This is a genomic window from Xanthomonas protegens (assembly GCF_038442435.1).
In the GTDB taxonomy this organism is placed as follows: domain Bacteria; phylum Pseudomonadota; class Gammaproteobacteria; order Xanthomonadales; family Xanthomonadaceae; genus Xanthomonas_A; species Xanthomonas_A sontii.
On record NZ_JAQJCQ010000010.1, the window covers coordinates 147,207 to 173,572 of the forward strand.

Annotated in this window: 23 protein-coding genes and 2 tRNA genes; all 25 read right to left on the reverse strand. The window is 67.1% G+C overall.

The genetic code is table 11. From position 1 onward, the window contains the following. Positions 1-156: 156 nt before the first annotated feature. Complete coding sequence (pnp, locus tag PIQ37_RS12975) at positions 157-2,265, reverse strand: polyribonucleotide nucleotidyltransferase (protein ID WP_342073803.1); 2,109 nt, start codon at positions 2,263-2,265, stop codon at positions 157-159. Between the two features lie 164 nt (positions 2,266-2,429). After that, on the reverse strand, positions 2,430-2,690 hold the full coding sequence (gene rpsO / locus PIQ37_RS12980; RefSeq protein ID WP_003467392.1) for a 30S ribosomal protein S15: 261 nt from the start codon (positions 2,688-2,690) through the stop codon (positions 2,430-2,432). Between the two features lie 203 nt (positions 2,691-2,893). Further along, positions 2,894-3,820, reverse strand: coding sequence for a tRNA pseudouridine(55) synthase TruB (gene truB, locus PIQ37_RS12985; protein WP_342073804.1), 927 nt, complete (start codon positions 3,818-3,820; stop codon positions 2,894-2,896). A gap of 207 nt (positions 3,821-4,027) precedes the next feature. Then, on the reverse strand, positions 4,028-4,441 hold the full coding sequence (gene rbfA / locus PIQ37_RS12990) for a 30S ribosome-binding factor RbfA (protein ID WP_342073805.1): 414 nt from the start codon (positions 4,439-4,441) through the stop codon (positions 4,028-4,030). A gap of 114 nt (positions 4,442-4,555) precedes the next feature. Then, the gene (gene infB / locus PIQ37_RS12995; protein ID WP_342073806.1) at positions 4,556-7,267 is read right to left on the reverse strand and encodes a translation initiation factor IF-2; all 2,712 of its coding nucleotides are present in this window, start codon (positions 7,265-7,267) and stop codon (positions 4,556-4,558) included. A gap of 95 nt (positions 7,268-7,362) precedes the next feature. Continuing rightward, positions 7,363-8,874: a transcription termination factor NusA gene (gene nusA, locus PIQ37_RS13000; protein WP_017908136.1), complete on the reverse strand. Its 1,512-nt coding sequence runs from the start codon at positions 8,872-8,874 to the stop codon at positions 7,363-7,365. Next, positions 8,871-9,476, reverse strand: a complete 606-nt coding sequence (gene rimP / locus PIQ37_RS13005) for a ribosome maturation factor RimP (RefSeq protein ID WP_342073807.1) — start codon at positions 9,474-9,476, stop codon at positions 8,871-8,873. The genes nusA and rimP overlap by 4 nt, the downstream gene beginning before the upstream one ends. A gap of 206 nt (positions 9,477-9,682) precedes the next feature. Next, positions 9,683-9,759: transfer RNA gene (locus PIQ37_RS13010), tRNA-Met, on the reverse strand. 207 nt (positions 9,760-9,966) lie between these two features. Continuing rightward, positions 9,967-11,442 carry an NADH-quinone oxidoreductase subunit NuoN gene (nuoN, locus tag PIQ37_RS13015; protein ID WP_342073827.1) on the reverse strand — a complete coding sequence of 492 codons (1,476 nt, stop codon included), beginning with the start codon at positions 11,440-11,442 and terminating at the stop codon, positions 9,967-9,969. A gap of 36 nt (positions 11,443-11,478) precedes the next feature. After that, positions 11,479-12,981, reverse strand: a complete 1,503-nt coding sequence (locus PIQ37_RS13020; protein WP_043092566.1) for an NADH-quinone oxidoreductase subunit M — start codon at positions 12,979-12,981, stop codon at positions 11,479-11,481. 20 nt (positions 12,982-13,001) lie between these two features. Beyond that, positions 13,002-15,173: an NADH-quinone oxidoreductase subunit L gene (gene nuoL, locus PIQ37_RS13025; RefSeq protein ID WP_043092567.1), complete on the reverse strand. Its 2,172-nt coding sequence runs from the start codon at positions 15,171-15,173 to the stop codon at positions 13,002-13,004. Between the two features lie 7 nt (positions 15,174-15,180). Then, the gene (nuoK, locus tag PIQ37_RS13030; RefSeq protein WP_017908131.1) at positions 15,181-15,486 is read right to left on the reverse strand and encodes an NADH-quinone oxidoreductase subunit NuoK; all 306 of its coding nucleotides are present in this window, start codon (positions 15,484-15,486) and stop codon (positions 15,181-15,183) included. Beyond that, a complete protein-coding gene (locus PIQ37_RS13035) occupies positions 15,483-16,130 on the reverse strand; it encodes an NADH-quinone oxidoreductase subunit J (RefSeq protein ID WP_017908130.1) in 648 nt (215 codons plus the stop codon). The genes nuoK and PIQ37_RS13035 overlap by 4 nt, the downstream gene beginning before the upstream one ends. A gap of 9 nt (positions 16,131-16,139) precedes the next feature. Next, positions 16,140-16,628, reverse strand: coding sequence for an NADH-quinone oxidoreductase subunit NuoI (gene nuoI, locus PIQ37_RS13040; RefSeq protein WP_012915532.1), 489 nt, complete (start codon positions 16,626-16,628; stop codon positions 16,140-16,142). A gap of 3 nt (positions 16,629-16,631) precedes the next feature. Next, a complete protein-coding gene (gene nuoH / locus PIQ37_RS13045) occupies positions 16,632-17,723 on the reverse strand; it encodes an NADH-quinone oxidoreductase subunit NuoH (RefSeq protein ID WP_017908129.1) in 1,092 nt (363 codons plus the stop codon). Further along, positions 17,720-19,969 carry an NADH-quinone oxidoreductase subunit NuoG gene (gene nuoG, locus PIQ37_RS13050; RefSeq protein ID WP_342073808.1) on the reverse strand — a complete coding sequence of 750 codons (2,250 nt, stop codon included), beginning with the start codon at positions 19,967-19,969 and terminating at the stop codon, positions 17,720-17,722. Before nuoG ends, nuoH begins: the two co-directional genes overlap by 4 nt. Then, positions 19,966-21,309: an NADH-quinone oxidoreductase subunit NuoF gene (gene nuoF, locus PIQ37_RS13055; RefSeq protein ID WP_342073809.1), complete on the reverse strand. Its 1,344-nt coding sequence runs from the start codon at positions 21,307-21,309 to the stop codon at positions 19,966-19,968. The genes nuoG and nuoF overlap by 4 nt, the downstream gene beginning before the upstream one ends. 5 nt (positions 21,310-21,314) lie before the next feature. Then, positions 21,315-21,842: an NADH-quinone oxidoreductase subunit NuoE gene (gene nuoE / locus PIQ37_RS13060; RefSeq protein WP_010343009.1), complete on the reverse strand. Its 528-nt coding sequence runs from the start codon at positions 21,840-21,842 to the stop codon at positions 21,315-21,317. After that, entirely contained in the window at positions 21,839-23,146 is a 1,308-nt protein-coding gene (locus PIQ37_RS13065; RefSeq protein WP_342073810.1) for an NADH-quinone oxidoreductase subunit D, read from the reverse strand. The genes nuoE and PIQ37_RS13065 overlap by 4 nt, the downstream gene beginning before the upstream one ends. Beyond that, complete coding sequence (locus PIQ37_RS13070; protein WP_342073811.1) at positions 23,143-23,892, reverse strand: NADH-quinone oxidoreductase subunit C; 750 nt, start codon at positions 23,890-23,892, stop codon at positions 23,143-23,145. Before PIQ37_RS13070 ends, PIQ37_RS13065 begins: the two co-directional genes overlap by 4 nt. A gap of 32 nt (positions 23,893-23,924) precedes the next feature. After that, positions 23,925-24,479: a NuoB/complex I 20 kDa subunit family protein gene (locus tag PIQ37_RS13075; RefSeq protein WP_010343006.1), complete on the reverse strand. Its 555-nt coding sequence runs from the start codon at positions 24,477-24,479 to the stop codon at positions 23,925-23,927. Beyond that, positions 24,470-24,826, reverse strand: a complete 357-nt coding sequence (locus PIQ37_RS13080) for an NADH-quinone oxidoreductase subunit A (protein ID WP_010343005.1) — start codon at positions 24,824-24,826, stop codon at positions 24,470-24,472. The genes PIQ37_RS13075 and PIQ37_RS13080 overlap by 10 nt, the downstream gene beginning before the upstream one ends. A gap of 107 nt (positions 24,827-24,933) precedes the next feature. Continuing rightward, positions 24,934-25,018, reverse strand: a tRNA-Leu gene (locus PIQ37_RS13085). A 51-nt stretch (positions 25,019-25,069) separates the two neighbouring features. Further along, a complete protein-coding gene (gene secG / locus PIQ37_RS13090; RefSeq protein ID WP_152245707.1) occupies positions 25,070-25,504 on the reverse strand; it encodes a preprotein translocase subunit SecG in 435 nt (144 codons plus the stop codon). A 62-nt stretch (positions 25,505-25,566) separates the two neighbouring features. Further along, positions 25,567-26,328 carry a triose-phosphate isomerase gene (gene tpiA / locus PIQ37_RS13095; RefSeq protein ID WP_342073812.1) on the reverse strand — a complete coding sequence of 254 codons (762 nt, stop codon included), beginning with the start codon at positions 26,326-26,328 and terminating at the stop codon, positions 25,567-25,569. Positions 26,329-26,366: the final 38 nt, after the last annotated feature.

Sequence of the window (26,366 nt, forward strand, 5' to 3'; positions counted from 1 at the left end):
ACGTCGCGGCCAAACGCTCCATCATCCTGTGCAGGAGCGGCTTCAGCCGCGACGGGACGTCACCGTTGACGCCCCGTCGCGCCTGCGCAAACGCCAGGCAAGAAAAAAGCGGGCCGAAGCCCGCTTTTTCCTGAGACGACGCTGACAGCGTGCGGCTTATTCGGCCGACGCGCCCTCGCCTTCTTCCACGGCCTTCATCGACAGGCGGATGCGGCCCTGCTTGTCGACTTCCAGCACCTTGACCTTGACCACGTCGCCTTCCTTCAGCTTGTCGCCGACCTTCTCCACGCGCTCGCTGGAGATCTGCGAGACGTGCACCAGGCCGTCCTTGCCCGGCAGGATGGTCACGAACGCGCCGAAGTCCATGATCTTGGCGACCTTGCCTTCGTAGATGCGACCCGGCTCGACGTCCGAGGTGATCTGCTCGATGCGCGACTTGGCGGCCTGCGCGGCGATCGCATTGACCGAGGCGATGACGATGGTGCCGTCGTCCTGGATGTCGATCTGGGTGCCGGTTTCCTTGGTGATCGCCTGGATGGTCGAACCGCCCTTGCCGATCACTTCGCGGATCTTGTCCGGGTGGATCTTGATCGTCAGCAGGCGCGGCGCGTAGTCGCTCAGCTCCGCACGCGGGGTGGTCAGCGCGCTGGCCATCTCGCCGAGGATGTGCAGGCGGCCGGCCTTGGCCTGCGCCAGGGCCTGCTTCATGATCTCCTCGGTGATGCCTTCGATCTTGATGTCCATCTGCAGCGCGGACACGCCATCGGCGGTACCGGCGACCTTGAAGTCCATGTCGCCGAGGTGATCTTCATCGCCCAGGATGTCCGACAGCACCACGAAGTCGTTGCCTTCCTTCACCAGGCCCATGGCGATACCGGCCACCGGCGCCTTCACCGGCACACCGGCGTCCATCAGCGCCAGCGACGAACCGCAGACCGAGGCCATCGACGAGGAACCGTTGGATTCGGTGATTTCCGAGACCACGCGGATGGTGTACGGGAACTCTTCCATGGTCGGCATCACCGCCAGCACGCCGCGCTTGGCGAGGCGGCCGTGGCCGATCTCGCGACGCTTGGGCGCGCCGAAGCGGCCGCACTCGCCCACCGAGTACGGGGGGAAGTTGTAATGGAACAGGAAGTTTTCCTTGTACTCGCCGGAGACCGCGTCGATCACCTGGCCGTCGCGGGCGGTGCCCAGCGTGGTGACCACGATCGCCTGGGTCTCGCCGCGGGTGAACAGCGCCGAGCCGTGGGTGCGCGGCAGCACGCCGGCCTGCACGCTGATCGGGCGCACGGTGTCCAGCGCACGGCCGTCGATGCGCACCTTGGTGCTCAGCACCGAACCGCGCATGGTCTGGTATTCCAGCTCGCCGAATTCCTTGGCCAGGTCGGCAGCGACCCAGTTCTCGGCGGCGGCGCGCGGCGCCAGCTGCGCCAGCACGTCCTTCTTGATCGCCGAGATCGCATCGCGGCGCTGCAGCTTGTCGCGCACCTGGAACGCAGCGGCCAGCTGCTCGCCGACGGCTTCCTTCAGCGCGGCGATCATGGCCTCGTTCTTGGCCGGGGCAACCCAGTCGGACGGCTTGGTGCCGGCTTCGACGGTCAGCTCGTTGATCGCGTTGATGACCTTCTGCATCTCGCGGTGGCCGAAGGTGACCGCGCCCAGCATCACTTCTTCCGACAGCAGCGCGGCTTCGGATTCGACCATCAGCACGGCGTTGGCGGTACCGGCGACGACCAGCTCCAGCTGCGAGTCCTTCAGATCCGACACGGTCGGGTTGAGGATGTACTCGCCGTTCTTGTAGCCGACCTTGGCGGCGCCGATCGGGCCCTTGAACGGGGTGCCGGCCAGCGACAGGGCGGCCGAGGCGCCGATCAGCGCGGCGATGTCGCCGTCGATGTCCGGGTTCATCGACATCACCGTGGCGATGATCTGCACTTCGTTCTTGTAATCCTCCGGGAACAGCGGACGGATCGGACGGTCGATCAGACGCGAAATCAGCGTCTCCTTCTCGGTCGCACGGCCCTCGCGCTTGAAGAAGCCGCCGGGGATGCGGCCGCCGGCGTAGAACTTCTCCTGATAGTCGACCGTCAGCGGGAAGAAGTCCTGACCTTCGCGCGCGCTCTTGGCGGCGACGGCGGTGACCAGCAGTACGGTGTCGTCCATCTTGACGATGACGGCACCGCCAGCCTGGCGGGCGATCTCGCCGGTTTCGAGGGTGACGGTGTGCTTGCCGTACTGGAAGGTTTTGGTGATTTTTGCCACGGGGTTTCCTTGGATGATGCTGTCTGCAAATGGACCGCTGACGGCCCATGCCGCTGGCGGGTGGCCGGGAGGATCCGGCCAGTGGCGCGGAGCGATCCCCGGGCCACGGTACTACCCAAAACAAAACCGCGGCGCATCGCTGCGCCGCGGTGGGGTTCGTTGACTCAGCGACGCAGGCCGAGCTTCTCGATCAGCGCCTTGTAGCGCTCGCCATCCTTCTTCTTCAGATAGTCGAGCAGGCTGCGGCGGCGGTTGACCATCTGCAGCAGGCCGCGGCGGCTGTGGTGATCCTTCTTGTGGGTCTTGAAGTGGCCGGTCAGCAGTTCGATGCGGGCGGTCAGCAGGGCGACCTGGACTTCCGGCGAACCGGTGTCGGCAGCGCCGCGCTTGTTTTCTTCGATGACTTTCTGGGTGTCGATAGACATGGGATTTTTCTCTGAGATGCGGGGCCGGCAGGAACGTGCAGAGGACGCACCGCCTGGCTCGCCGATTGCGAAGGATTGCGCCGGAGCGCAGCGTGCCGGAAAGGCCGCGAAATTGTACCGGCCTCGGCCCGGAGGAACAAGGCGTTAAGACGGCGTCATGACTGAACGACAGTCAGGTAACACCCCGCGCGACCGCTGAACGGTCACGGATTGAACATGCGCTGCGGCGCCAGCAGCCCGCTCGCATCGACCTGGCCCAGGCCCAGCGGGACGCCGTCGGCGTCGAACACCGCGGCCAGGCCGGGCGCCCAGGCCGGATCGCGCAGGCGCTGGCCCATGCGGAAGCGCTGCGCCGCAGCATGCTCCAGGCGCAGCGGCGGGAAATCGGCCAGGCCGGAGGCCAGCGGCAGCACCAGCGCCTCCAGCGCCGCCGGATCCTGCGCGGCCAGGTGCTGCAGGTGCTCCAGGGTGACCATCTGCGGCGTCCGGAACGGCTCCACCCACAGCCGCCGCAGCGCGGCGATATGCGCGCCGCAGCCCAGCGCCTCGCCCAGGTCGCGGGCCAGGCTGCGGATATAGGTGCCGGACCCGCAGGCCACGTGCAGGCGCAGGCGGTCGCCGGCGTGGGCGAGCACATCGATCGCATGCACCTCGACCTCGCGCTCCGGCGCCTCGATCGCCTCGCCGCGGCGCGCCTTGACGTACAGCGGCTCGCCGCCCTGCTTGAGCGCGGAATAGATCGGCGCACGCTGGCGGATGCGCCCGCGCAGCGGCGCCAGCGCCGCCTCCAACGCGGCCGCGTCCAACGGCGGCACCGGCCGGGTCCGCAGCACCGCGCCCTCCGCATCGTCGCTGTCGGTGGTGACGCCGAGCACGACCTCCGCTTCGTAGGCCTTGGCCGAGCCGAGCAGCAGCCCGGCCAGCTTGGTCGCCTCGCCGAAGCACAGCGGCAGCAGCCCGGTGGCGAGTGGATCCAGGCTGCCGGTGTGGCCGCCCTTCTCCGCACGGAACAGCCGCCGCGCCGCCTGCAGCGCCGCGTTGGAACTCATGCCGATCGGCTTGTCGAGCAGCACGATGCCGTCGAGGCGACGGAAGACGATACGGGGCAGGCGCGGGCCGAAGACAGGCATGGGGGGAGCGGGCGGGATTGGGGATTGGAGAGTCGGGATTGGCGGATCCGGCCCCGGCATGGCGCGGGCGAACGGCACGCATGGAACAGCGTGACGCCAGACGGATGAAAGAGCGCCGCGATCGCGACTGCGAAACGGACGCTCGCGTTCGGCGCCCGCACTCAAACAATGGACGCCGACGCCGACGCCGCGGCGTCGGCAGCGGACTCAGTCCTTGCGCGGCGCCGTTTCGGCGTCGTCGGCGGCATGGCCGTCGTCGCCTTGCTCCTGCTGCAGTTCCGGCATGTCGCGCAGCAGATTGTCGATGCGCTCGCCGCGATCGACCGAATCGTCGTAGTGGAAATGCAGTTCGGGCACATGGCGCAGCTTCATCGCCCGCGCCAGTTCGCTGCGCAGCTGCGGCGCCAGTTCCTTCAGGCCCTTGACCGCCTCGGCCGAGCGCTCCTGCATCAGTGCGGTGACGAACACCTTGGCATGGGCCAGATCGCGGGTGACTTCGACGTCGGACACGCTGACCGACGGCAGGCCGTGATCGCGCACGGCCGCATGCACGATCGTGCCGAGGTCGCGACGGATCTGCGCGGACACGCGATCGGTACGGTGAAAGGATTTGGTGGGCATAGCGAAAATCTCTCTGTTCGGAATAAAAAAAACCGGGAAGGGTCTGGGACGAGCGACGCACCTGCAGCGCCCCGCTCTTCCCATTCCCCAATCCCGATTCCCGAATCCCGGCTCTTACAGCGTACGCTGCACTTCGATGCGCTCGAAGCACTCGATCTGGTCGCCGGCCTTGACGTCGTTGTAGGCCTTCACGCCGATACCGCACTCGGTGCCGTTGCGCACTTCGTCGACGTTCTCCTTGAAGCGACGCAGCGATTCCAGCTCGCCCTCGAACACCACGGTGTTGTCGCGCAGCACGCGGATCGGCTTGTTGCGCTTGACCACGCCCTCCACGACCATGCAGCCGGCGACGGCGCCGAACTTGGAGCTGCGGAACACGTCGCGCACCTGGGCGATACCGATGATCTCTTCGCGGATCTCCACGCCCAGCAGGCCGGACGCCACCTGCTTCACCTGGTCGATCACGTCGTAGATGATCGAGAAGTACCGCAGGTCGATGCCGTTGGTCTCGATGATGCGCCGCGCCGAGGCGTCGGCACGCACGTTGAAGCCGATCACCGTGGCCTTGGAGGCCAGCGCCGAATTCGCGTCGGACTCGGTGATGCCGCCCACGCCGGAGTGGATCACGTTGATGCGGATCTGCTCGTTGGACAGCGCGGTCAGCGACTGCTTCAGCGCTTCCACCGAACCCTGCACGTCGGCCTTGATCACCAGGTTCAGCGACAGCTGGCCTTCGCCCTTGCCGAGCTGCGACATGATGTCTTCCATGCGGCTGCCCGCCGAGGACACCAGGCGCGACTCGCGGCGCTTGGTCTCGCGCTGCTGCGCCACGTCCTTGGCCAGGCGCTCGTCGTCGACGACCACGAAGTCGTCGCCGGCATCCGGCACGCCGGACAGGCCGAGCACCTGCACCGGGATCGACGGGCCGGCAGAATCCGGCTGCTTGCCGGTCTCGTCGAACAGCGCACGCACGCGGCCGTACTGGATGCCGCACACCAGGTAGTCGCCCTTCTTCAGCGCGCCCTGCTGCACCAGCACCGTCGCCACCGGGCCGCGGCCCTTGTCCAGCGAGGACTCGATCACCACGCCGCTGGCGCGGCCTTCGGCCACTGCCCGCAGTTCCAGCACTTCGGCCTGCAGCGAGATCGCGTCCAGCAGCACGTCGATGCCCTGGCCGGTCTTGGCCGAGAGTTCGACGAACTGGGTGTCGCCACCGAATTCTTCGGCGACCACGTCCTGCGCCAGCAGCTCGTTCTTGACCCGCAGCGGATCGGCACCGGACTTGTCGATCTTGTTGACCGCCACGATCAGCGGCACGCCGGCCGCCTTCGCATGCTTGACCGCCTCGACCGTCTGCGGCATCACGCCATCGTCGGCCGCGACCACCAGCACCACGATGTCGGTGAGCTTGGCGCCGCGTGCGCGCATCGAGGTGAACGCGGCATGGCCCGGGGTGTCCAGGAAGCTGATGACGCCGCGGTCGGTCTCGACGTGGTACGCGCCGATGTGCTGGGTGATGCCGCCGGCTTCGCCCGAGGCGACCTTGGTGCGGCGGATGTAGTCCAGCAGCGAGGTCTTGCCGTGGTCGACGTGGCCCATGATGGTGACCACCGGCGGCCGCGGCAGCTTCTCGCCCTGCGCGTCCTCGGTGTGCGCCAGCAGCGCGTCCTCGGCGTCGGCACTGCCCGCACGCACCGGCTTGTGGCCGAGTTCCTCGGTCACCAGCGCCGCGGTGTCGTGGTCGATGGACTGGGTGATGGTGGCCATCACGCCCATCTTGAACAGCGCCTTGACCACATCGCCGCCCTTCAGCGCGAGCTTCTGCGCCAGGTCGGCCACGGTGATGGTGTCGCCGATCGCCACTTCACGCACCACCGGTGCGGTCGGACGTTCGAAGCCGTGCGCGCCGCCGCCGCTGCGCGACGGTTCGGCCTGGCGACGGCCACCGCTGTGGCTGCCGCCACGCGGCTTGCCGCGCACGTTGGAACGGCGCGCGCGGTCGGCCGCGGACAGATGCAGCTGGCCGGCGAAGCGGCTGGTGCTGTCGTCGTCCTCGACCCCGGCGACCATCACGTGCGAGCCGCGGGTCTTGTGCTTGTTGTTGGCATTGTTGCGGTCGTCGCTGCGCGGCGCGGCCGGCTTGGCCGGATGCGCGGCACCGGCCGGACGCGGCGCCATCGGCGGACGCGGCGCGCGGGGCGCGGCGGCGGTGGCGTTGCGGTCGGCGGCAGGCGCGGACGGCGCCGCAGCCGGCGGCGCCGACTCGGCGTCCAGCGCGGCCTGGGCCGCACGCTGCTCGGCCTCGGCGCGCTCGCGCGCTTCCTGCTCGGCCTTGCGCTTGCGCTCGATTTCCTCGGCGCGCGCACGGTCCTGCTCGGCGAGCTTCTGCTGCTCGGCCAGATTGCGCTGCTTGGATTCCTCCAGCTTGCGCAGGATCTCGGCGCGCTCGTCGTCCACCCGTCCGCCCGCGGACGGCGCCGCACGCTCGGCGGCCAGATCCTCGGCCGACTTCACGTAGGTGCGCTTCTGCCGGACCTCGACGTTGACCGTGGTCTTGCTGCGCCCGGCGCTGACCGTCACTTCCTGCAGCTTGCGCCGGTTCAGGGTGATCTTCTTCGGCGCCGCCTGGGCCTCTTCCTCGACCGGCTTGTCGGTCTTGCCGTGGGTACGGCGCAGGAAGCCCAGCAGCTTCATCTTTTCGGTGCTGGTGACGACCTGGTCGGGACCGCTGAACTTCATCCCGGCGTCAGCCAGTTGAACCAGCAGTTTCTCGACCGGCGTGTTCACCAGTTCGGCCAGCTTGCGGATGGTGGTTTGCTGCGACATTCGGATCCTATGATCTGGTTGGCGCCCCCTCGCCGCGTGCGAAGGTAGCGCGGATTCTAAGCCCTGATCGGGTCAGGGCGGCATTCATCGCTGACTCATTCGCCGCGCTCCAGGCGGGCGATCTCCTCGGCGCGGGCGGCCAGGATCAGGGCCGCGGCGCGGTCCTTGTCCAGGTCCTCGATGCCGAACTCGAGGATTTCGTCGGCAGCCAGATCCGACAGGTCCTCGCTGGTACGTACGCCATGGCCGGCCAGCGCGTAGGCGGTGGCTTCGTCCATGCCCGGCAACGACAGCAGGTCCGCCGCCGGCACGCCGTCGTCGTCGCTCTCCTCGGCGGCCAGCGCCTCGTTGAGCAGCGCGTCGCGGGCACGCGCGCGCAGTTCCTCGACGATGTCCTCGTCGAAGCCTTCCACCGCCAGCAACTCGCCGACCGGCACGTAGGCGATTTCCTCGACCGAGTTGAAGCCCTCGGCGACCAGGATCGCGGCGATCTCCTCGTCCACTTCCAGCTTGTCCATGAACAGCTGGCGGGCCACGGCCTGCTCGGCCTCGGACTTGGCCGCGACCTGCTCGGCGGTCATCACGTTGAGCTGCCAGCCGGTCAGGCGGCTGGCCAGGCGCACGTTCTGGCCGCCCTTGCCGATCGCCTGGGCCAGGCGGTCTTCCGCCACCGCCAGGTCCATCGAATGCTTTTCTTCATCGACGATGATCGACTGCACCTCGGCCGGCGCCATCGCGTTGATGACGAAATTGGCCGGGTTGTCGTTCCACAGCACGATGTCCACGCGCTCGCCGTTGAGCTCGTTGGACACCGCCTGCACGCGCGAACCGCGCATGCCGATGCAGGCGCCGATCGGATCGGTGCGGGTGTCGTGCGCCAGCACCGCGATCTTGGCGCGGTCGCCCGGATCGCGTGCACAGGCCTTGATCTCGACCAGGCCCTGGCCCACTTCCGGCACTTCCAGCTTGAACAGCTCGATCATGAATTCCGGCGCGGCGCGGCTGATGAACAGCTGCGGGCCGCGCGGCTCCGAACGCACCTCGGCCAGGTAGCCGCGCACGCGGTCGCCGGCGCGCAGCACGTCGCGCGGGATGCCCTTGTCCTTGGGAATGAAGGCCTCGGCGTTGCCGCCCAGGTCCACGTAGATGTTGCCGCGCTCGGCGCGCTTGACCACGCCGGTGACCAGTTCGCCGACGCGATCCTTCCACGCGTCCACCACCTGCTGGCGCTCGGCCTCGCGCACGCGCTGCACGATCACCTGCTTGGCGGCCTGCGCGGCGATGCGGCCGAAGTCCGGATTCTCGATCTGCTCTTCGATGTAGTCGCCGACGTCCACGCCCTCGGCCTCGTCGACCGCGTCCATCAGGCGGATCTGCCGGTCCGGCGATTCCATCACCACGTCGTCGGCCACCACTTCCCAACGCCGGAAGGTCTCGTAGGTGCCGTCCTTGTGGTCGATGGTGACGCGCGTCAGCACGTCCTGGTCGGGGTAGCGCTTCTTCGCCGCCGACGCCAATGCGGCCTCGATCGCGTCGAAGATCACTTCGCGCGGCACGCCCTTCTCGTTGGCCACCGCGTCGACTACCAGCAACAGTTCCTTGCTCATTCTTTCGCTCCGCGCGCAGCCTCGTCGGCCGCCGGTTCGTTGGATGGTTTCTTATTGGATTTTGCGTTCTTGCCGGCCGGCTTCGGGCCCTTGCCCGGCTTGGTCGGCGCCAGACCCAGCGCCGCCCAGTCGGGCATGATCCGCGCCTTGTCGATGTTGTCGAAGTCCACCGCCAGTTCGGCGCCGTCGACCTCGAAAGTGATGCGGCCGGCAGCGGCGTCGGCCTGCACGATGCGCCCCTGCAGGCGCCGACGGCCCTGCTGCGGCAACTTCAGCACCACCTTGGCCGATTCGCCCACATGGCGGGAAAACTGTTCGGCGCTGAACAGCGGCCGGTCCACGCCCGGCGAGGACACTTCCAGCGTGTAGTTGCCGCTGATCGGGTCTTCCACGTCCAGTTGTGCCGATACCTCGCGGCTGACCCGCTCGCAATCGTCGATGTTGACGATGCGCTCGGGCTGCTCGGCCAGCGGCACGTCGATATACAGGCGCAGCGTGGCGCCGCCGGGGGCCGGAAGATATTCCACGCCCAGCAGTTCCAGGCCCAACGCATCCACGGTCGGGCCCAGCAGAGTCGCGATTTCGTTTGCCTTGTCGCTCACAGCCTGCCTTGCATCTGAAGGGTTGAAGAGTCGGTAACGTGCATTTCCCGGACCCCGGAAACGACAAAGGGCCCTCTGGGCCCCTTGTCCGGTAAAACTCCGGTCACGCTGGATTCCGGTTGCGACGACGGGAACATGCGTCATCGCGAAGCCCAAACTTCCCTGCCGCAGACAACCGATGCACTGGTTGCCGCTGCAGACAAAGATGGTAGCGGGGGCAGGATTTGAACCTGCGACCTTCGGGTTATGAGCCCGACGAGCTGCCAGACTGCTCCACCCCGCAGCAGAAGCGGAATTATGAAGAATCAGCGCGTCAATTGCAAGCCCTGATTTTCATCTCGATGCGGTAGCGACGCTGCCGTTCGAAGGACGCCATGATAACCGCACACGATGGAAAACGAAACACCAATCGCATCGCCAAATGCAGAAACGCCAACGCCGCCTTGCGGCGGCGTTGGCGGGAAACAGCGGGAAAACCGCCCTTTCGCGATCAGGCCAGGTGCGCGAAGGCGCGCTGGCACCACGCCATCAGCGGGCTCCAGGCCAGGCCGAAGGCCAGCAGGCCCAGCGCGTTGACGCCCAGCGCCACGCCCAGCACGCGGTCGTCGTTGGCCGGCAGCGGCGTGCCGACCGGCTCGTCGAAATACATCACCTTGATCACGCGCAGGTAGTAGAAGGCGCCGATCACCGCACACAGCACCGACAGCACCGCCAGGCCGGTCCACCACAGGTTCTGCTCGGGCACAGCGACGACCGCGCCCAGCACCGCCAGCTTGGCCCAGAAGCCCAGGAACGGCGGCACGCCGGCCAGCGAGGCCATGATGCACAGGACCAGCAGGGCCATCCACGGGTTGCGCGCGTTCAGGCCCTTGAAGTCGTCGATGTTCTCGGCCTCGAAGCCCTTGCGCGACAGTGCGATGATCGCGCCGAACGAGGCGGTGGACATCACCGCGTAGCAGATCGCGTAGAACAGCGCCGCCGCATAGCCGCGCTCGCCGCCGCCGGCCACGCCCAGCAGCAGGAAGCCGATGTGCGAGACCGTGGAGTACGCCAGCATGCGCTTGAGGTTGCTCTGCGCCACCGCCATCAGGTTGCCGACCACCAGCGACAGCGCCGCCAGGCCGCCGATCACCCAGTGCCACTGCGCCGCCAGCGGACCCACGCCCACTTCCAGCAGGCGGTAGGCCATGCCGAACGCGGCCAGCTTGGACGCCGAGCTGATGAACAGCGCGATCGGCGCCGGGGCGCCCTGGTACACGTCCGGCAGCCACATGTGGAACGGCGCGGCGCCGAGCTTGAAGGCGACGCCGGCGATCATGAACACCGTGCCGGTGAGCAGCAGCATGTGCTCGCGGCCGTTGCCGATCGCCTCGTGGATGCCGCTCAGACTCAGCGTGCCGGTGGCGCCGTAGATCAGCGACATGCCGTACAGCAGCAGGCCCGAGGCCAGCGAACCGAGCACGATGTACTTCATCGCCGCTTCGGTGGCCATGCCGTTGTCGCGATTGGAGGCGACCAGCGCGTAGGAGCACAGCGCCAGCAGTTCCAGGCCCAGGTAGACCATCAGCAGGCTGCCGGCCGAGACCAGGATCATCATGCCGACCGTGGCAAACAGCACCAGCACCGGGATCTCGCCCTGGTACAGCTTGCGCTCGCGCAGGTAGCTCCAGCCGTAGATCAGGGTCAGCGCGCTGAGGCCGACGATCACCGTCTTCATCACGTCGGCGGCGGCATCGCGCACGAACATGCCGTTGAACACCTCGCCCTGCCCGCCCACGCCGGCCAGCAGCATCGCGAACACCGCGACCAGGATCGCCACCGAGACGATGTGGGTCCAGGCCTTGTTGCGCTCGCTGATGAACAGATCGAGCATCAGCAGGAAGAAGGCACCGGCGGTCAGCACCAGCTCGGGCAGCAGGGGCGGCAGGTCGACGGTGGTCAGAGGCAGCAGCGCAGGGGTGGTCATCATCAAATCTCTGGAATCAATACGCTCGACGGCCGCTTACAGCTTGCTGGTGGCGATCTGCGCCGCCAGCTTCGCGATCGAGGGCTCCATCAGGTCGGTCAACGGCTTCGGATACAGGCCCAGGGCCAGCACGCCGAGCGCGAACACGCCCAGCACCAGCGCCTCGCGGCCGTTGATGTCCTTCAGCTCGGCCACATGCGCATTTGCGACCTCGCCGAAGAACACGCGGCGGTACAGCCACAGGGTGTAGGCGGCGGTGATCACCAGGGTGGTCGCCGCGCCGAACGCCAGCAGCGGATGCGCCTGGAAGCTGGCCATGATGACCATGAACTCGCCGACGAAGCCACTGGTGCCCGGCAGGCCCGCATTGGCCATGAAGAACAGCATCGCGAAGGTCGCGAACCACGGCATCACGTTGACCACGCCGCCGTAGTCGGCGATGCGGCGGGTGTGCATGCGGTCGTAGAGCACGCCGACGCAGGAGAACATCGCGCCGGACACGAAGCCGTGCGAGATCATCTGCACCATCGCGCCCTGCAGGCCCAACCTGGCGGCATCAGTGCTGCCGAAGCCGACCAGGGCGAAGGCGACGAAGGTCCCGAGGGTGACGAAGCCCATGTGCGCGATCGACGAGTAGGCGATCAGCTTCTTCATGTCGTCCTGGACCAGGGCGACCAGGCCGACATAGATCACCGCGATCAACGACAGCGCGATCACCAGCCACGCCCACTCGTTGCTGGCGTCGGGCAGGATCGGCAGGTTGAAGCGCAGGAAGCCGTAACCGCCGATCTTCAGCGCGATCGCCGCCAGGATCACCGAACCGGCGGTCGGCGCTTCCACGTGCGCGTCCGGCAGCCAGGTGTGCACCGGGAACATCGGCACCTTGACCGCGAAGGCGATCAGGAAGGCGAAGAACAGCCAGGTCTGTTCCTTCGAGGTCAGCGACAGCTGGTACAGGTCGGCGAGCTGGAAGCTGCCGCCCTTCAGGTACAGGTAGATCAACCCGACCAGCATCAGCACCGAGCCGAGGAAGGTGTACAGGAAGAACTTGACCGCGGCGTAGATGCGGCGCGGGCCGCCCCAGATGCCGATGATCAGGAACATCGGGATCAGCATCGCCTCGAAGAACACGTAGAACAGCATCGCGTCGGTGGCGGAGAAGATGCCGACGGTGACGCCTTCCAGGATCAGGAACGCGGCCACGTACTGGTTGACGCGCTTGTCGATCGAGGTCCACGCGCCGATCAGCGCCAGCACCGTGACCAGCGTGGTCAGCACGATCAGCGCCACCGCGATGCCGTCGGCGCCGAGGTTGTAGCCGATGTCGTATGCCGGGATCCAGGCATGGGTCTCGACGAACTGCAGCGCGTCGCTGGCGTAGTCGAAACCGGTGAGCAGCGGCAGGCTGAGCGCGAAGGTCAGCAACGCCACCAGCAGCGACGCCCAGCGCGCCGCACGCGCATCACGCAGGGCGAGCACCAGGGCGCCGCCGATGATCGGCAGCCAGATCAGGATGGAGAGTAGAGGCCAGTTCGACACGTGTTCTTATTCCGTACAGGTCAACGCCAGAAATGCATCAGCACGCCCAGCAGGGCAATGAGACCGACGATCATCGCGAAGGCGTAGTGATAGAGGAAACCGGATTGCGTGCGACGCAGCAGATTGGCCGCCAGGTCGATCACGCGTGCGGTGCCGTTGACCATGACGCCGTCCACGACATGCGTGTCCACCGCGCGCGACACCTTGCCCAGGCGCACGCCGCCGCCGGCGAAACCGCCGATCCAGAGCTTGTCGAAACCGTACTTGTTCTCGAGGATCCACACCGGCACCGAGAAGGTCTTGCGCGCTTTCGCCGCCAGCTCCGGCTTCCACAGGTACAGGATCCAGGCCAGGGCGAAGCCGGCCAGGGTCAGGAAGAACGGCGGCTGGGTCAGGCCGTGCAGGGCGAACGCAACCGGGCCGTGGAACTCCTCGGCCAGCGCACCGACGGTGTCGCGCGCCGGATCGTAGAAATCGACGATGCCGGTGAAGAAGCTGACCGCCTGGCCCTTGATCGCCGCCGCGGCATGGTGCCCCGCCCAGTCGGTACCGAACAGCATCGGGCCGATGGTGAAGAAACCGATCGCGATCGACGGAATCGCCAGCAGGATCAGCGGCACCGTCACCACCCACGGCGACTCGTGCGGTTCGTGCGCGCCATGATGGCCGTGGTGATCGTCATGCGCATGCGCGTCGTGCGCATCGTGTGCATGGGCCTGCGCCTCGGCGTCGGTGTGCGCGCTGTCGTGGTGGGCGTGCACGTCGTGCGCATGCGCATCGCGGAAGCGCTCCTGGCCGTGGAAGGTCAGGAACAGCAGGCGGAAGCTGTAGAAGCTGGTGATCAGCACGCCGCCGAGCACGGCCCAGTAGCCGTAGGTCGCAATCCAGCCATGCGAGGTGTGCGCGTGGTGCTGCGCCGCCTCGATGATGGTGTCCTTGGAATAGAAGCCGGCGAAGAACGGGGTGCCGACCAGCGCCAGGGTACCGATCACGCTGGTCCAGTAGGTGATCGGCATGTACTTGCGCAGGCCGCCCATCTTGCGCATGTCCTGCTCGTGGTGCATGCCGATGATCACCGAGCCGGCCGCCAGGAACAGCAGCGCCTTGAAGAAGGCGTGGGTCATCAGGTGGAACACCGCGGCCGAGTACGCCGACACGCCCAGCGCCACGGTCATGTAGCCCAGCTGCGACAGCGTCGAGTAGGCGACCACGCGCTTGATGTCGTTCTGCACGATGCCGATCAGGCCGGTGAAGAACGCGGTGGTGGCACCGACGACCAGCACGAAGTTCAGCGCGGTCTGCGACAGCTCGAACAGCGGCGACATGCGCGCCACCATGAAGATGCCGGCGGTGACCATGGTCGCGGCGTGGATCAGCGCCGAGATCGGGGTCGGGCCTTCCATCGAGTCCGGCAGCCACACGTGCAGCGGCACCTGCGCCGACTTGCCCATGGCGCCGATGAACAGGCACACGCAGATGATGGTGGAGACGTTCCAGGCATGACCCTGGAACAGCTGCACCTGGGCCAGACCGCCGGCGGCATCGCTGCCCAGCACCGCGGTGGCGTTGGCGAACACGCTGGCGTAGTCCAGCGTGCCGAACCACAGCAGCACGCCGGCGATGCCGAGGATGAAACCGAAGTCGCCGACGCGGTTGACCAGGAACGCCTTCATGTTGGCGAACACCGCGGTCGGACGCTTGAACCAGAAGCCGATCAGCAGGTACGACACCAGGCCCACCGCTTCCCAGCCGAAGAACAGCTGCAGGAAGTTGTTGCTCATCACCAGGCTCAGCATCGAGAAGGTGAACAGCGAGATGTAGCTGAAGAAGCGCTGGTAGCCCGGATCGTCGGCCATGTAGCCGATGGTGTAGATGTGCACCAGCAGCGACACGAAGGTCACCACCACCATCATCATCGCGGTCAGGCGGTCGACCATGAAGCCGACGTGGGCCGAATAATGGCCGACCTCGAAGAAGGTGTAGAGGTTCTGGTTGAACGGCGAGGCGCCCTGCCCGACCAGCTGGTACAGGGTCCAGCACGACAGCGCGCAGCTGACCGCGACGCCGAGGATGGTGGCGAACTGCGCGCCCTTGCGGCCGACCTGACGGCCGAACAGGCCTGCGATGATGCTGCCGACCAGCGGGGCCAGCACCACCGCGATCAGCAGACTCTTGGAGAGCGTAATTTCCATCTGCAGGTCAGCCCTTCAGCGAATCGACTTCGGCCACGTTGATCGTGTGGCGGGTACGGAACAGCGTCACCAGGATCGCGAGGCCGATGGCGGCTTCGGCCGCGGCCACGGTCAGGATGAAGAACACGAACAACTGGCCGGCGGCGTCGCCGAGCTCGCGCGAGAAGGCGACGAAGTTGATGTTGACCGACAGCAGCATCAGCTCGATCGACATCAGCAGCACGATGACGTTCTTGCGGTTGAGGAAGATGCCGGCCAGGGCGATGCAGAACAGCACCGCGCCGAGCGCCAGCAGATGGCCTAGGGAGATCATGGCTGGCCCTCCTGCGATGCCGGCGGAGTGTGGAGCGTGGGCTTTTCGGCGGCCATCTTGACCATGCGCAGACGGTCGCCGGCCTTGACCCGCGACTGGTCGCCCGGGTTCTGGGTCTTGATGCCGGTGCGCTTGCGCAGGGTCAGCATCACGGCGGCCACGACCGCCACGGTCAGGATGATCGCGGCGAACTCGAACGGCAGCAGGAACTGGGTGAACAGGGTCTTGGCCAGCCAGGTGATGTTGGAGGTGTCGGCGGCCTGGGCCGCGGCGTTGTCGGCCGGGAACGGCGCCGCGCTGCGCGCCTTCACGCCGATCAGGGTGACCATCTGCACCAGCATCGCCACTGCCACCACCAGGCCCACCGGCAGGTAGCGCACCCAGCCTTCGCGCATGCGGGCGGTGTCGATGTCCAGCATCATCACCACGAACAGGAACAGCACCATCACCGCGCCGACGTAGACCAGCACCAGGGTCACGCCGAGGAACTCGGCGCCCACCAGCAGCCACACGCAGGCGATGGAGAAGAACGTCAGGATCAGGCACAGCACCGCGTACACGGGGTTGCGCACGCTGATCACCGCGCCGGCGGCGACCGCGGCGATGGTGGCGAAGATCCAGAAAGCGATATTGACCCAATCCATTTCGGAACCTCAGCGGAAGGGAGCGTCGGCAGCGCGGCGCTCGGCGATCTCGGCCTCGAGCCGGTCTCCGATCGCCAGCAACTGCGGCTTGGTGACGATGTTCTCGCCGCGCTTTTCGAAGTGGTACTCCAGCACCTGGGTCTCCACGATCGAATCCACCGGGCAGCTTTCCTCGCAGAAGCCGCAGTAGATGCACTTGAACAGGTCGATGTCGTAGCGGGTGGTGCGGCGGGTGCCGTCCTCGCGCTTGGTCGAGTCGATGGTGATCGCCAGCGCCGGGCACACCGCCTCGCACAGCTTGCAGGCGATGCAGCGCTCTTCGCCGTTGGGATAGCGGCGCAGCGCGTGCAGGCCGCGGAAGCGCGGCGACTGCGGGAACTTCTCCATCGGGTACAGCACGGTGTACTTGGGACGGAACGTGTACTTCAAGGTCAGCCACAGGCCGCCGAGCAACTCGAGCAGCAGCAGGCTCTTGAAGTAATGGGTGATTTTATTCATCGCTTACACGCCCTTCTGGATCACGCCGTAGAACACCATCAATGCCGTCACCGCGATCCACACGATCGTCAGCGGAATGAACACCTTCCAGCCCAGGCGCATGATCTGGTCGTAGCGGTAGCGCGGGAAGCTGGCGCGGAACCAGATGTACGCGCTGGCGAAGAACAGCACCTTCATCAGCAGCCACGGCCAGCCGCCGGTCCAGATCCAGTTGACCCACGGCGAGATGTCCGCGGTGACCCAGCCCTGGATCGGGCTCAGCCAGCCGCCCAGGAAGAAGATCGAGACCAGGAAGCTGACCAGGATCATGTTGGCGTATTCGGCCAGGAAGAACAGCGCGAACGCACCGCCCGAATACTCGACCATGTGGCCGGCGACGATTTCCGACTCGCCTTCGACCACGTCGAACGGCGCGCGGTTGGTCTCGGCCACGCCGGACACCCAGTACACGATGAACAGCGGGAACAGCGGGATCAGGAACCAGTCGAAGAACCCGGAGCTGCCCGCCTGCGCCTGCACGATCGTGCTCAGGTTCAGGCTGCCGGCGGCGATCATCACGCCGACCAGGGCGAAGCCCATCGCGATCTCGTAGCTGACCACCTGCGCCGCCGAGCGCATCGCGCCCAGGAAGGCGTACTTGGAGTTGGACGCCCAGCCGGCCAGGATGATGCCGTACACGCCCAGCGAGGTCATCGCCAGCAGGTACAGCAGGCCGGCGTTGGCGTTGGACAGCACCAGCTTGGCGTCGAACGGCACCACCGCCCAGGCGGCGAAGGCCGGCGCCAGGGTGATCAGCGGCGCGATCACGAACATCGCCTTGTGCGAGCTGCTGGGCTGGATGATTTCCTTGAACAGCAGCTTGAAGACGTCGGCGAAGGCCTGGAAGATGCCCATGCCCACGTACATCGGCCCGTGGCGCACGTGCATCCAGCCGATCAGCTTGCGCTCCCAGACCACGTAGAACGCCACCGCGATGATCACCGGCATGGCGATCAGCAGGATCTTCAGCACGATCCACAGGACCACGCCGAGGGCGCCCAGGCCGAGGAACCACTGGTGCAGCGGGTCGACCACGTTCAACAGCATCTCGTTCATGCAGCCACCACCGTCACCCGACCGGCGCCCAGCGGCGCGGTCGCGCCGTGGCCCGTTTCGATCCAGGCCGCGCCCGGCGCGACCCGCTTGTCCGTCGCCAGCGGCAACGTGGCGCTACCCGCCGCGGTGCCGACCTTGACCATCTGCCCGTCGCTCAGGCCCAGGCGCGCCGCCTCGTCCGGATGCAGCGCGATGCCCGGCGCGCGGTTCAGCGGATGCTGCTGCAGCGCCTGCGCACGACGCACCACCGCATCGGTGCGGTAGATCGCCGGGCTGGCGGCCAGTTCCAGGCCCTCGTCCTGGCGTGCCGGCTGCGCCGAGCTCGCCGCGGCGACCTCGCGCGGCTGCAGGCCGTCGCGCAGCCCGGCCAGGTCGATGAACTCGAAGCCCTGCAGGCCCAGCTCGCCGCCGAGCGCGCGCAGCACGCGCCAGCCCTCGCGGGCCTCGCCCGGCAGCTTGCCGCCGGCGCGGGTGCGCTGGTCGCTGCCGTTGAGGTTGGTCAGCGTCGCCTCGATTTCCGGCAGCGCGCCGATCGGCAGGATCACGTCGGCCACGTCGCGGGTCGAAGCGCAGGCGAAGTGGCTGAACGCCACCACCTTGGCGCCGGCCAGCGCGCTGCGCGCGGCGGCGGCGTCGGCGAAGTCCAGACCCGGCTCCAGGCCATACAGCACGTAGGCGCTGCGCGGTTCGGCCAGCATCGCCGCGGCGTTGCGGCCGCGCGGCAGCACGCCGTAGCGCGCCAGTCCGAGCGCGTTGGCGCCCTGCGGGATGCGGCACAGCGCCGCGCCGGTGGCGGCGGCGAAGTCGCGCGCGGCCGCACGCAGCGCAGCGGCCTGCGGATGGTTCTCGACCAGCGCGCCGACGATCAGCACCGCACGGCCGGCGCCCTGCACCGCGGCGCGCAGCGCGCCGTCGGCCAGCGCCTCGGCGAACTTCGACGGCGCCACGATCTGGCGGCCGGCCTGGTCGAAGGCCACGTCGAAATCGACCGGGTTGATCGAATACAGCTTGGTCTGGCGCTGCATCCGCGCCTTGCGCAGGCGTGCATGCAGCAGCGGCAGTTCATGGCGCAGGTTGCTGCCCAGGATCACCACCACGTCGGCCTGCTCGATCTCCGCCAGCGGCAGCGCGAACGGCTCGGCCAGCGCGGCATCGGAGAAGTCGCGGTTGTACACGCGGTGATCGAGGTTGCCGCTGTCCAGGCCCTCGGCCAGGCGCGCCAGCAGCGCGCCCTCCTCGTTGGAGGTGGACGGATGCGCGAGCACGCCCAGCGCGTCGCCGCGGTTGGCCTTGAGGATCTCGCTCGCGGCGGACAACCCTTCCGCCCACGACACCTCGCGCCACTGCCCGTCGACCTTGCGCATCGGCCGCAGTGCGCGGTCCTCGGCGTACAGGCCCTGGTGCGAGTAGCGGTCGCGGTCGGACAGCCAGCACTCGTTGACCGCTTCGTTGTCGCGCGGCACGGTGCGCAGCACTTCGCCGCGGCGCACGTGCAGGAACAGGTTGGAGCCCATCGCGTCGTGGTAGCCCAGCGACTCGCGCGCCACCAGTTCCCACGGACGCGCGCGGAACTGGAACACCTTGTTGGTCAGCGCGCCGACCGGGCACACGTCGACCACGTTGCCGGACAGCTCGGTGGTCAGCGGCTTGCCGTCGTAGGTGCCGATCTGCAGGTTCTCGCCGCGGTACATGCCGCCCAGCTCGTAGGTGCCGGCGATGTCCGCGGTGAAGCGCACGCAGCGGGTGCACTGGATGCAGCGGGTCATCTCGGTGGCGACCAGCGGCCCGATGTCCTCGTCCGGCACCACGCGCTTGCGCTCGTTGAAGCGGCTGACCGAGCGGCCATAGCCCAGCGACACGTCCTGCAGCTCGCATTCGCCGCCCTGATCGCAGATCGGGCAGTCCAGCGGATGGTTGATCAGCAGGAATTCCATGACGCTGCGCTGGTACTTCAGCGCCTTGTCGCTGCGCGTCTGCACCTTCATGCCGTCCATGACCGGCGTGGCGCAGGCCGGCGACGGCTTGGGCGACTTCTCGACGTCGACCAGGCACATGCGGCAGTTGGCGGCGATCGGCAGCTTCTCGTGGTAGCAGAAGCGCGGGATCGGGATGCCGGCCTTGTCGGCGGCCTGGATGATCATCGAGCCCTTCGGCACGACCAGCGACTGGCCGTCGATCTCGACGGTCACATGGCCTTCCGGCACGACCGCGGGGGTCGCGCCGGGATTGTTGGGTTGCGCGCTCATGCGGCGGCTGCCTCCACCTTCTTGCCGTCAACCATCGAATGACCGTTGACGATGTAGTACTCGAATTCGTCCCAGAACTGGCGCAGGAAGCCCTGGATCGGCCAGGCCGCCGCTTCGCCGAAGGCGCAGATGGTGTGGCCTTCGATCTGCCCGGCGACGGTGCGCAGCTGGTGCAGGTCTTCCATCGTGGCCTTGCCGGCGACGATGCGCTCCAGCACGCGGTGCATCCAGCCGGTGCCTTCGCGGCACGGGGTGCACTGGCCGCAGGACTCCTTGTGGAAGAACTGCGAGATGCGGCAGGCGAACTTCACGCAGCACACGCTGTCGTCGAGCACCACGATCGCCCCCGACCCCAGGCCGGTGCCCAGCGCGCGCAGGGTGTCGTAGTCCATCTGCAGGTCTTTGAGCTGCTCGGCCTTCAGCACCGGCATCGACACGCCGCCCGGGATCGCGCCCTTGAGGGTGCGGCCCGGCTTCAGCCCGCCGGCCATTTCCAGCAGCTCGTCGAAGGTGGTGCCCAGCGGCACTTCGAAGTTGCCGCCCTTCTGCACGCAGCCGGACACCGAGAAGATCTTCGGGCCGCCGTTCTTGGTCTTGCTCAGCCCCAGGAACCATTCCGGGCCGTTGCGGATGATCGCCGGCACCGACGCGTAGGTCTCGGTGTTGTTGATCGTCGACGGCTTGCCGTACAGGCCGAAGTTGGCCGGGAACGGCGGCTTGTAGCGCGGCTGGCCCTTCTTGCCTTCCAGCGACTCCATCAGCGCGGTCTCTTCGCCGCAGATGTAGGCGCCGGCACCGAGGGCGCCGTAGATGTCGATGTCGATGCCGCTGCCGAGGATGTCCTTGCCCAGCCAGCCATTGGCGTAGGCATCGGCCAGGGCCTGCTCGAAATGCTCGAAAGGCTCGTGGTGGAACTCGCCGCGCAGGTAGTTGTAGCCCACGGAGGAGCCGGTGGCGTAGCAGGCGATGGCCATGCCCTCCACCACCGAATGCGGGTTGTAGCGCAGGATGTCGCGGTCCTTGCAGGTGCCCGGCTCGGACTCGTCCGAGTTGCACAGGATGTACTTCTGCGGCGCGCCCTTGGGCATGAACGACCACTTCAGGCCGGTCGGGAAGCCTGCGCCGCCACGGCCGCGCAGGTTCGACTGCTTGACCATCTCGATCACCTGCTCCGGCGGGATCTTCTCTTCGAGGATCTTGCGCAGCGCGGCGTAGCCACCGGTCTTCAGGTAGCTCTCGTAGGACCACGGGGTGTCGTAGTGCAGCGTGGTGTACACCACCTGGTGCGGCTGCGGCGCGGGGCCGACCGGACCGGTGGGAGCGTGGGGATGCTGTGCCATTGCCGTTACTCCAACCCGTCCAGCAATTCGTCGACCTTGTCCTTGGTCAGATGCTCATGGTAGTGGCCGTTGATGACCATCATCGGCGCGCCGGCGCAACCGGCCAGGCACTCTTCCTCGCGCTTGAGGTAGACGCGGCCGTCGGCGGTGGACTGGCCCAGCTTGCAGCCGAGCTTCTTCTCGGCATGCGCGACCAGATCCTCGGCGCCGTTCAGCCAGCAGCTGATGTTGGTGCAGAACGCGACGTTGTTGCGGCCGACCTTCTCGGTCTCGAACATCGAGTAAAAGCTGGCGACCTCGTAGGCCCACACCGGCGGCAGCTCCAGGTACTTGGCGACGCCGGCGATCAGTTCGTCGGTCAGCCAGCCCTGGTTCTGCTCCTGCGCGGCGTGCAGGCCCTGCAGCACCGCCGAACGCTTGCGGTCCGGCGGGAACTTGCTCAGCCAGTGATCGATGTGCGCGCGCGTCTTGTCGCTCAGCACCACCATCGGATCGACGTCGCGCGCCGCTTCGAAATTACCTGTCGCCTTCATCGGTCGACCTCACCAAACACCAGATCATAGGTACCAATCATCGCCACCACGTCGGCCAGCATGTGGCCGCGCACGATCGCGTCCATCGACGACAGATGGGCGAAGCCCGGCGCGCGCAGGTGCACGCGGAACGGCTTGTTGGCGCCGTCGGACATCAGGTAGCAGCCGAACTCGCCCTTCGGCGCTTCGACCGCGCAATAGGTCTCGCCGGCCGGCACGCAGTAGCCTTCACTGAACAGCTTGAAGTGATGGATCAGCGCTTCCATGTCGTCCTTCATGTCGGCGCGCTTGGGCGGCGCCACCTTGAAGTTCTCGACCATGACCGGGCCCGGGTTGGCCTTCAGCCACTGCACGCACTGCTTGATGATGCGGTTGGACTCGCGCATCTCGGCCACGCGCACCAGGTAGCGGTCGTAGCAGTCGCCGTTGGTGCCGAGCGGAATGTCGAAATCGACGCTGTCGTACTTGGCGTACGGCTGCTTCTTGCGCAGGTCCCAGGCGATGCCCGAGCCGCGCAGCATCACGCCGGTCATGCCCCAGCCATAGGCCTGCTCCGGGGTGACCACGCCGATGCCGACGGTGCGCTGCTTCCAGATGCGGTTGTCGGTGAGCAGGGTCTCGTACTCGTCGACGCGCGCCGGGAAGGTATTGGTGAACTCCTCCAGGAAGTCCAGCATCGAGCCTTCGCGCGCGGCATTGAGCCGCTTCAGCGCATTGCCCTTGTGCCAGCGCGATTCCTGGTACTTCGGCATGCGGTCCGGCAGGTCGCGGTAGACGCCGCCCGGACGGTAGTAGGTCGCGTGCATGCGCGCGCCCGACACCGCCTCGTAGACGTCCATCAGCTCTTCGCGCTCGCGGAACGCGTACAGCATCACCGCCATCGCGCCCAGATCCAGGCCGTTGGAACCGACCCACATCAGGTGGTTCAGGATGCGGGTGATCTCGTCGAACATGGTGCGGATGTACTGCGCACGCTCCGGCGCCTCGATCCCCATCAGGGTCTCGATCGCGCGCACGTAGGCGTGCTCGTTGCACATCATCGACACGTAGTCCAGGCGATCCATGTAGCCGATCGACTGGTTGAACGGCTTGGACTCGGCCAGCTTCTCGGTGCCACGGTGCAGCAGGCCGATGTGCGGATCGGCGCGGACCACGGTCTCGCCGTCCATCTCCAGGATCAGGCGCAGCACGCCGTGCGCGGCCGGATGCTGCGGGCCGAAGTTCATCGTGTAGTTGCGGATTTCCTGCTTGGCTTCTGCAGGATTGCTGGCGAACCCGTCGTGCGCCTGGTGGTACTCGCTCACTTGGCGGACTCCTTCTGTGCTTCGCCCGCCGCGGTCTGGTAGCGCGCATCGTCGCGGATCACGCGCGGCACGCCCACGCGCGGCTCCACCGAGGTCACCGGCTCGTAGATCACGCGCTGCTTCTCTTCGTCGTAGCGCACCTCGACGTTGCCGATCAGCGGGAAATCCTTGCGGAACGGATGGCCGACGAAGCCGTAGTCGGTGAGGATGCGGCGCAGATCCGGGTGCCCGGCGAAGACCACGCCGAACAGGTCGAACGCCTCGCGCTCGAACCAGTTCGCGCCCGGCCAGATGTCGGTGACCGAGGCCACCACCGGCAGGTCTTCGTTCGGCGCGTAGCAGCGCACGCGCAGGCGCTGGTTATGACGGTAGGAGATCAGCTGCGCCAGCACGGCATAGCGCTGCTGAGGGACCGGCATCGGCTGCACGCCGGCGCTGGTCTCGGCGCTGGGGAACTCGCCCCAGGCGAAACGGCCCACGGCCTTGCCTTCGACGCCACGGCTGAAGCCGTGCGAGGACACGTCCGAGGTATCCCACTCGTCGCTGCCGTAGCCCAGATAGTCGACGCCGCACAGGTCGGACAGCTGTTCGAAACCGAACTCGTCGCGCAGCGCCAGGCAGGTGGCGTGCCAGGCGTCGGCCGGCACTTCCAGGGTGACTTCGCCGCGCGGAAGGGCCACGAAGACCTGGCTGCCGGGAAAACGGGCGCCGAGTCGGTCGCTAAAGGAAGATGCTTGCTCTGCCATGGGGGCTTGGCGTGCTCTCGAGGAAAGAGGAATCAGCGCGCGATGGTCTGGGTTCGCCAGATCTTCTTCTGCAACTGCAGGATGCCGTAGACCAGGGCCTCGGCGGTCGGCGGGCAGCCCGGGACGTAGACGTCCACCGGCACGATGCGGTCGCAGCCGCGCACCACCGAATACGAGTAATGGTAGTAGCCGCCGCCGTTGGCGCAGCTGCCCATCGAGATGACCCACTTCGGGTCCGGCATCTGGTCGTAGACCTTGCGCAGCGCCGGGGCCATCTTGTTGACCAGGGTGCCGGCGACGATCATCACGTCTGACTGGCGCGGCGACGGACGGAACACCACACCGTAGCGGTCCAGGTCCAGGCGCGCGGCGCCGGCGTGCATCATCTCGACCGCGCAGCAGGCCAGGCCGAAGGTCATCGGCCACATCGAGCCGGTGCGCGCCCAGTTCAGCAGCGCGTCGACGCTGGTGGTGACGTAGCCCTTTTCCAGCAGCGGGTTTTCGCCTTCGGGACGCAGGATGTCGTCCACCCGCCCTTCCGGGATCGGGTTGGTCATCAGGCGATCCAGGGTCTGAATCACTCCCATTCCAGCGCTCCCTTCTTCCACACGTAAACAAAACCGAGGAACAGCATGCCGACGAACAGGCCCATGGTGACCAGGGAGCGAGCACCCAGGTCCATGAACACCTGCGTCCACGGCACGATGAAGATGATTTCCAGATCGAAGACGATGAACTGGATGGCGATCAGGTAGTAGCGCACATCGAACTTCATGCGCGCGTCCTCGAAGGCCTCGAAGCCGCACTCGTACGGCGAGAGCTTCTTCAGGTCGGGACGCCGGGGACCGAGGAACCGCCCCACCAGCATCAGCGCGACGCCGATACCGGTGGCCACGATCAGAAACAGCAGGGTCGGCAAATATTCGGCCAGCACTCGCGATTCTCTCTTGCCTGTGCCCGCACGCGTGCCGCGCAGGCATGGGATAGACGATTCTCCGGGCGAGGGCGTGATGCCTTCGCGCAGAAACCGTAGCCAAACAATGGTGCCCAAGAGGGGACTCGAACCCCTACGACCTAAGTCGCTACCACCTCAAGGTAGTGCGTCTACCAATTCCGCCACCTGGGCTTGCGTAAAACCTGCGCGGCAATCCCGCCGCGCAGCATATTGTAACCGCCTTCAGTCTTTCTGCGACGGGGCAGGCGACTTTTCTTGCGCTTTTTCCGGCGCCTGCTGGGCGGCCGGGGCGGCGGCGGGGGCAGCCGGCGCCGCGGCGGCGGCCGACGGCGCCTGCGGGACCTGCAGTTCGCCGGCCGGCGCAGCCGGCGCCGGGGTGGCGGACTGCGACATCACGCCCAGGTTGGCATCGGCCGGACGCGCGCTGTGGCCGGCGTACCAGGCCATGAACAGGCTGATGGCGAAGAACACCACCGCCAGCCACTTGGTCGACTTGGACAGGAAGTTGGACGCGCCGCGCGATCCGAACACGGTGCCGGACGCGCCGGCGCCGAACCCGGAACCCGCCGCCGCACCGGCGCCGCGTTGCATCAGGATCAGCGCGATCATCGCGATCGCCACCAGCACGTAGACCACATTGAGGATGACCATCAGCATTTCGAAATCCGTCCGGACAGTACGACTTGGGGGACGAACGGCCGCCAGCGGCGGCCGTTCGCTCAACAGGTGGCCGCCGCTCGCACGATGGCCAGGAATTCCGCGGCGACCAGCGAGGCGCCGCCCACCAGCCCGCCATCGACATCCGGCTGTGCGAACAGCTCGGCGGCGTTGTCGGGCTTGACGCTGCCGCCATACAGGATCGGCAACGAATCCGCGATTCTAGCATCGCGCGCCGCCACTTCGCCACGGATGAACGCGTGCACCGCCTGCGCCTGCGCCGGGCTGGCGGTGCGGCCGGTGCCGATCGCCCAGACCGGCTCGTAGGCCACCACCGCCCGGGCAAAGCCCTCGGCGCCGACCAGATCCAGCACCGGCGCCAGCTGCGCGGCGATGACCGCCTCGGTGCGCCCGGCCTCGCGCTGCTCCAGGGTCTCGCCCACGCACAGGATCGGCACCAGTCCGGCGTGCATAGCGGCGGCGAACTTGCGCGCGACCAGTTCGCTGCTCTCCTGATGGTACTGGCGCCGCTCCGAATGCCCGACCAGGCCGTAGTCGGCACCGACATCCACCAGCATCGCCGCCGACACCTCGCCGGTGTAGGCGCCCTTCTCGTTGCTGCTGACGTCCTGCGCGCCGAAGCGCAGCAGCCGGTCCTCGAAATGCTCGATCAGGTCGCCCAGGTACGGCAGCGGCGGCAGGATCACCACCTCCACGTCGTGCTCGGCCTCGTGCAGCCCGGCGACGATCTCCCGCACCAGGTCGGCGGCGAAGTGGCGGGTGCCATGCAATTTCCAGTTTCCGGCTACGATCTTGCGTCGCATCGGCGCATCTCCGGCGAAAAAGTGCCGAGAGGATAGCC

Bases quoted from the DNA above. Each gene is read 5' to 3' on its own strand.
- rpsO (WP_003467392.1), bottom strand. From the start codon at position 2,690: ATGTCTATCGACACCCAGAAAGTCATCGAAGAAAACAAGCGCGGCGCT.
- truB (WP_342073804.1), bottom strand. From the start codon at position 3,820: ATGCCTGTCTTCGGCCCGCGCCTGCCCCGTATCGTCTTCCGTCGCCTC.
- rbfA (WP_342073805.1), bottom strand. From the start codon at position 4,441: ATGCCCACCAAATCCTTTCACCGTACCGATCGCGTGTCCGCGCAGATC.
- infB (WP_342073806.1), bottom strand. From the start codon at position 7,267: ATGTCGCAGCAAACCACCATCCGCAAGCTGGCCGAACTGGTGAACACG.
- nusA (WP_017908136.1), bottom strand. From the start codon at position 8,874: ATGAGCAAGGAACTGTTGCTGGTAGTCGACGCGGTGGCCAACGAGAAG.
- nuoN (WP_342073827.1), bottom strand. From the start codon at position 11,442: ATGACCACCCCTGCGCTGCTGCCTCTGACCACCGTCGACCTGCCGCCC.
- nuoL (WP_043092567.1), bottom strand. From the start codon at position 15,173: ATGGAAATTACGCTCTCCAAGAGTCTGCTGATCGCGGTGGTGCTGGCC.
- nuoK (WP_017908131.1), bottom strand. From the start codon at position 15,486: ATGATCTCCCTAGGCCATCTGCTGGCGCTCGGCGCGGTGCTGTTCTGC.
- PIQ37_RS13035 (WP_017908130.1), bottom strand. From the start codon at position 16,130: ATGGATTGGGTCAATATCGCTTTCTGGATCTTCGCCACCATCGCCGCG.
- nuoI (WP_012915532.1), bottom strand. From the start codon at position 16,628: ATGAATAAAATCACCCATTACTTCAAGAGCCTGCTGCTGCTCGAGTTG.
- nuoH (WP_017908129.1), bottom strand. From the start codon at position 17,723: ATGAACGAGATGCTGTTGAACGTGGTCGACCCGCTGCACCAGTGGTTC.
- nuoG (WP_342073808.1), bottom strand. From the start codon at position 19,969: ATGAGCGCGCAACCCAACAATCCCGGCGCGACCCCCGCGGTCGTGCCG.
- nuoF (WP_342073809.1), bottom strand. From the start codon at position 21,309: ATGGCACAGCATCCCCACGCTCCCACCGGTCCGGTCGGCCCCGCGCCG.
- nuoE (WP_010343009.1), bottom strand. From the start codon at position 21,842: ATGAAGGCGACAGGTAATTTCGAAGCGGCGCGCGACGTCGATCCGATG.
- PIQ37_RS13070 (WP_342073811.1), bottom strand. From the start codon at position 23,892: ATGGCAGAGCAAGCATCTTCCTTTAGCGACCGACTCGGCGCCCGTTTT.
- PIQ37_RS13075 (WP_010343006.1), bottom strand. From the start codon at position 24,479: ATGGGAGTGATTCAGACCCTGGATCGCCTGATGACCAACCCGATCCCG.
- secG (WP_152245707.1), bottom strand. From the start codon at position 25,504: ATGCTGATGGTCATCCTCAATGTGGTCTACGTGCTGGTGGCGATCGCG.
- tpiA (WP_342073812.1), bottom strand. From the start codon at position 26,328: ATGCGACGCAAGATCGTAGCCGGAAACTGGAAATTGCATGGCACCCGC.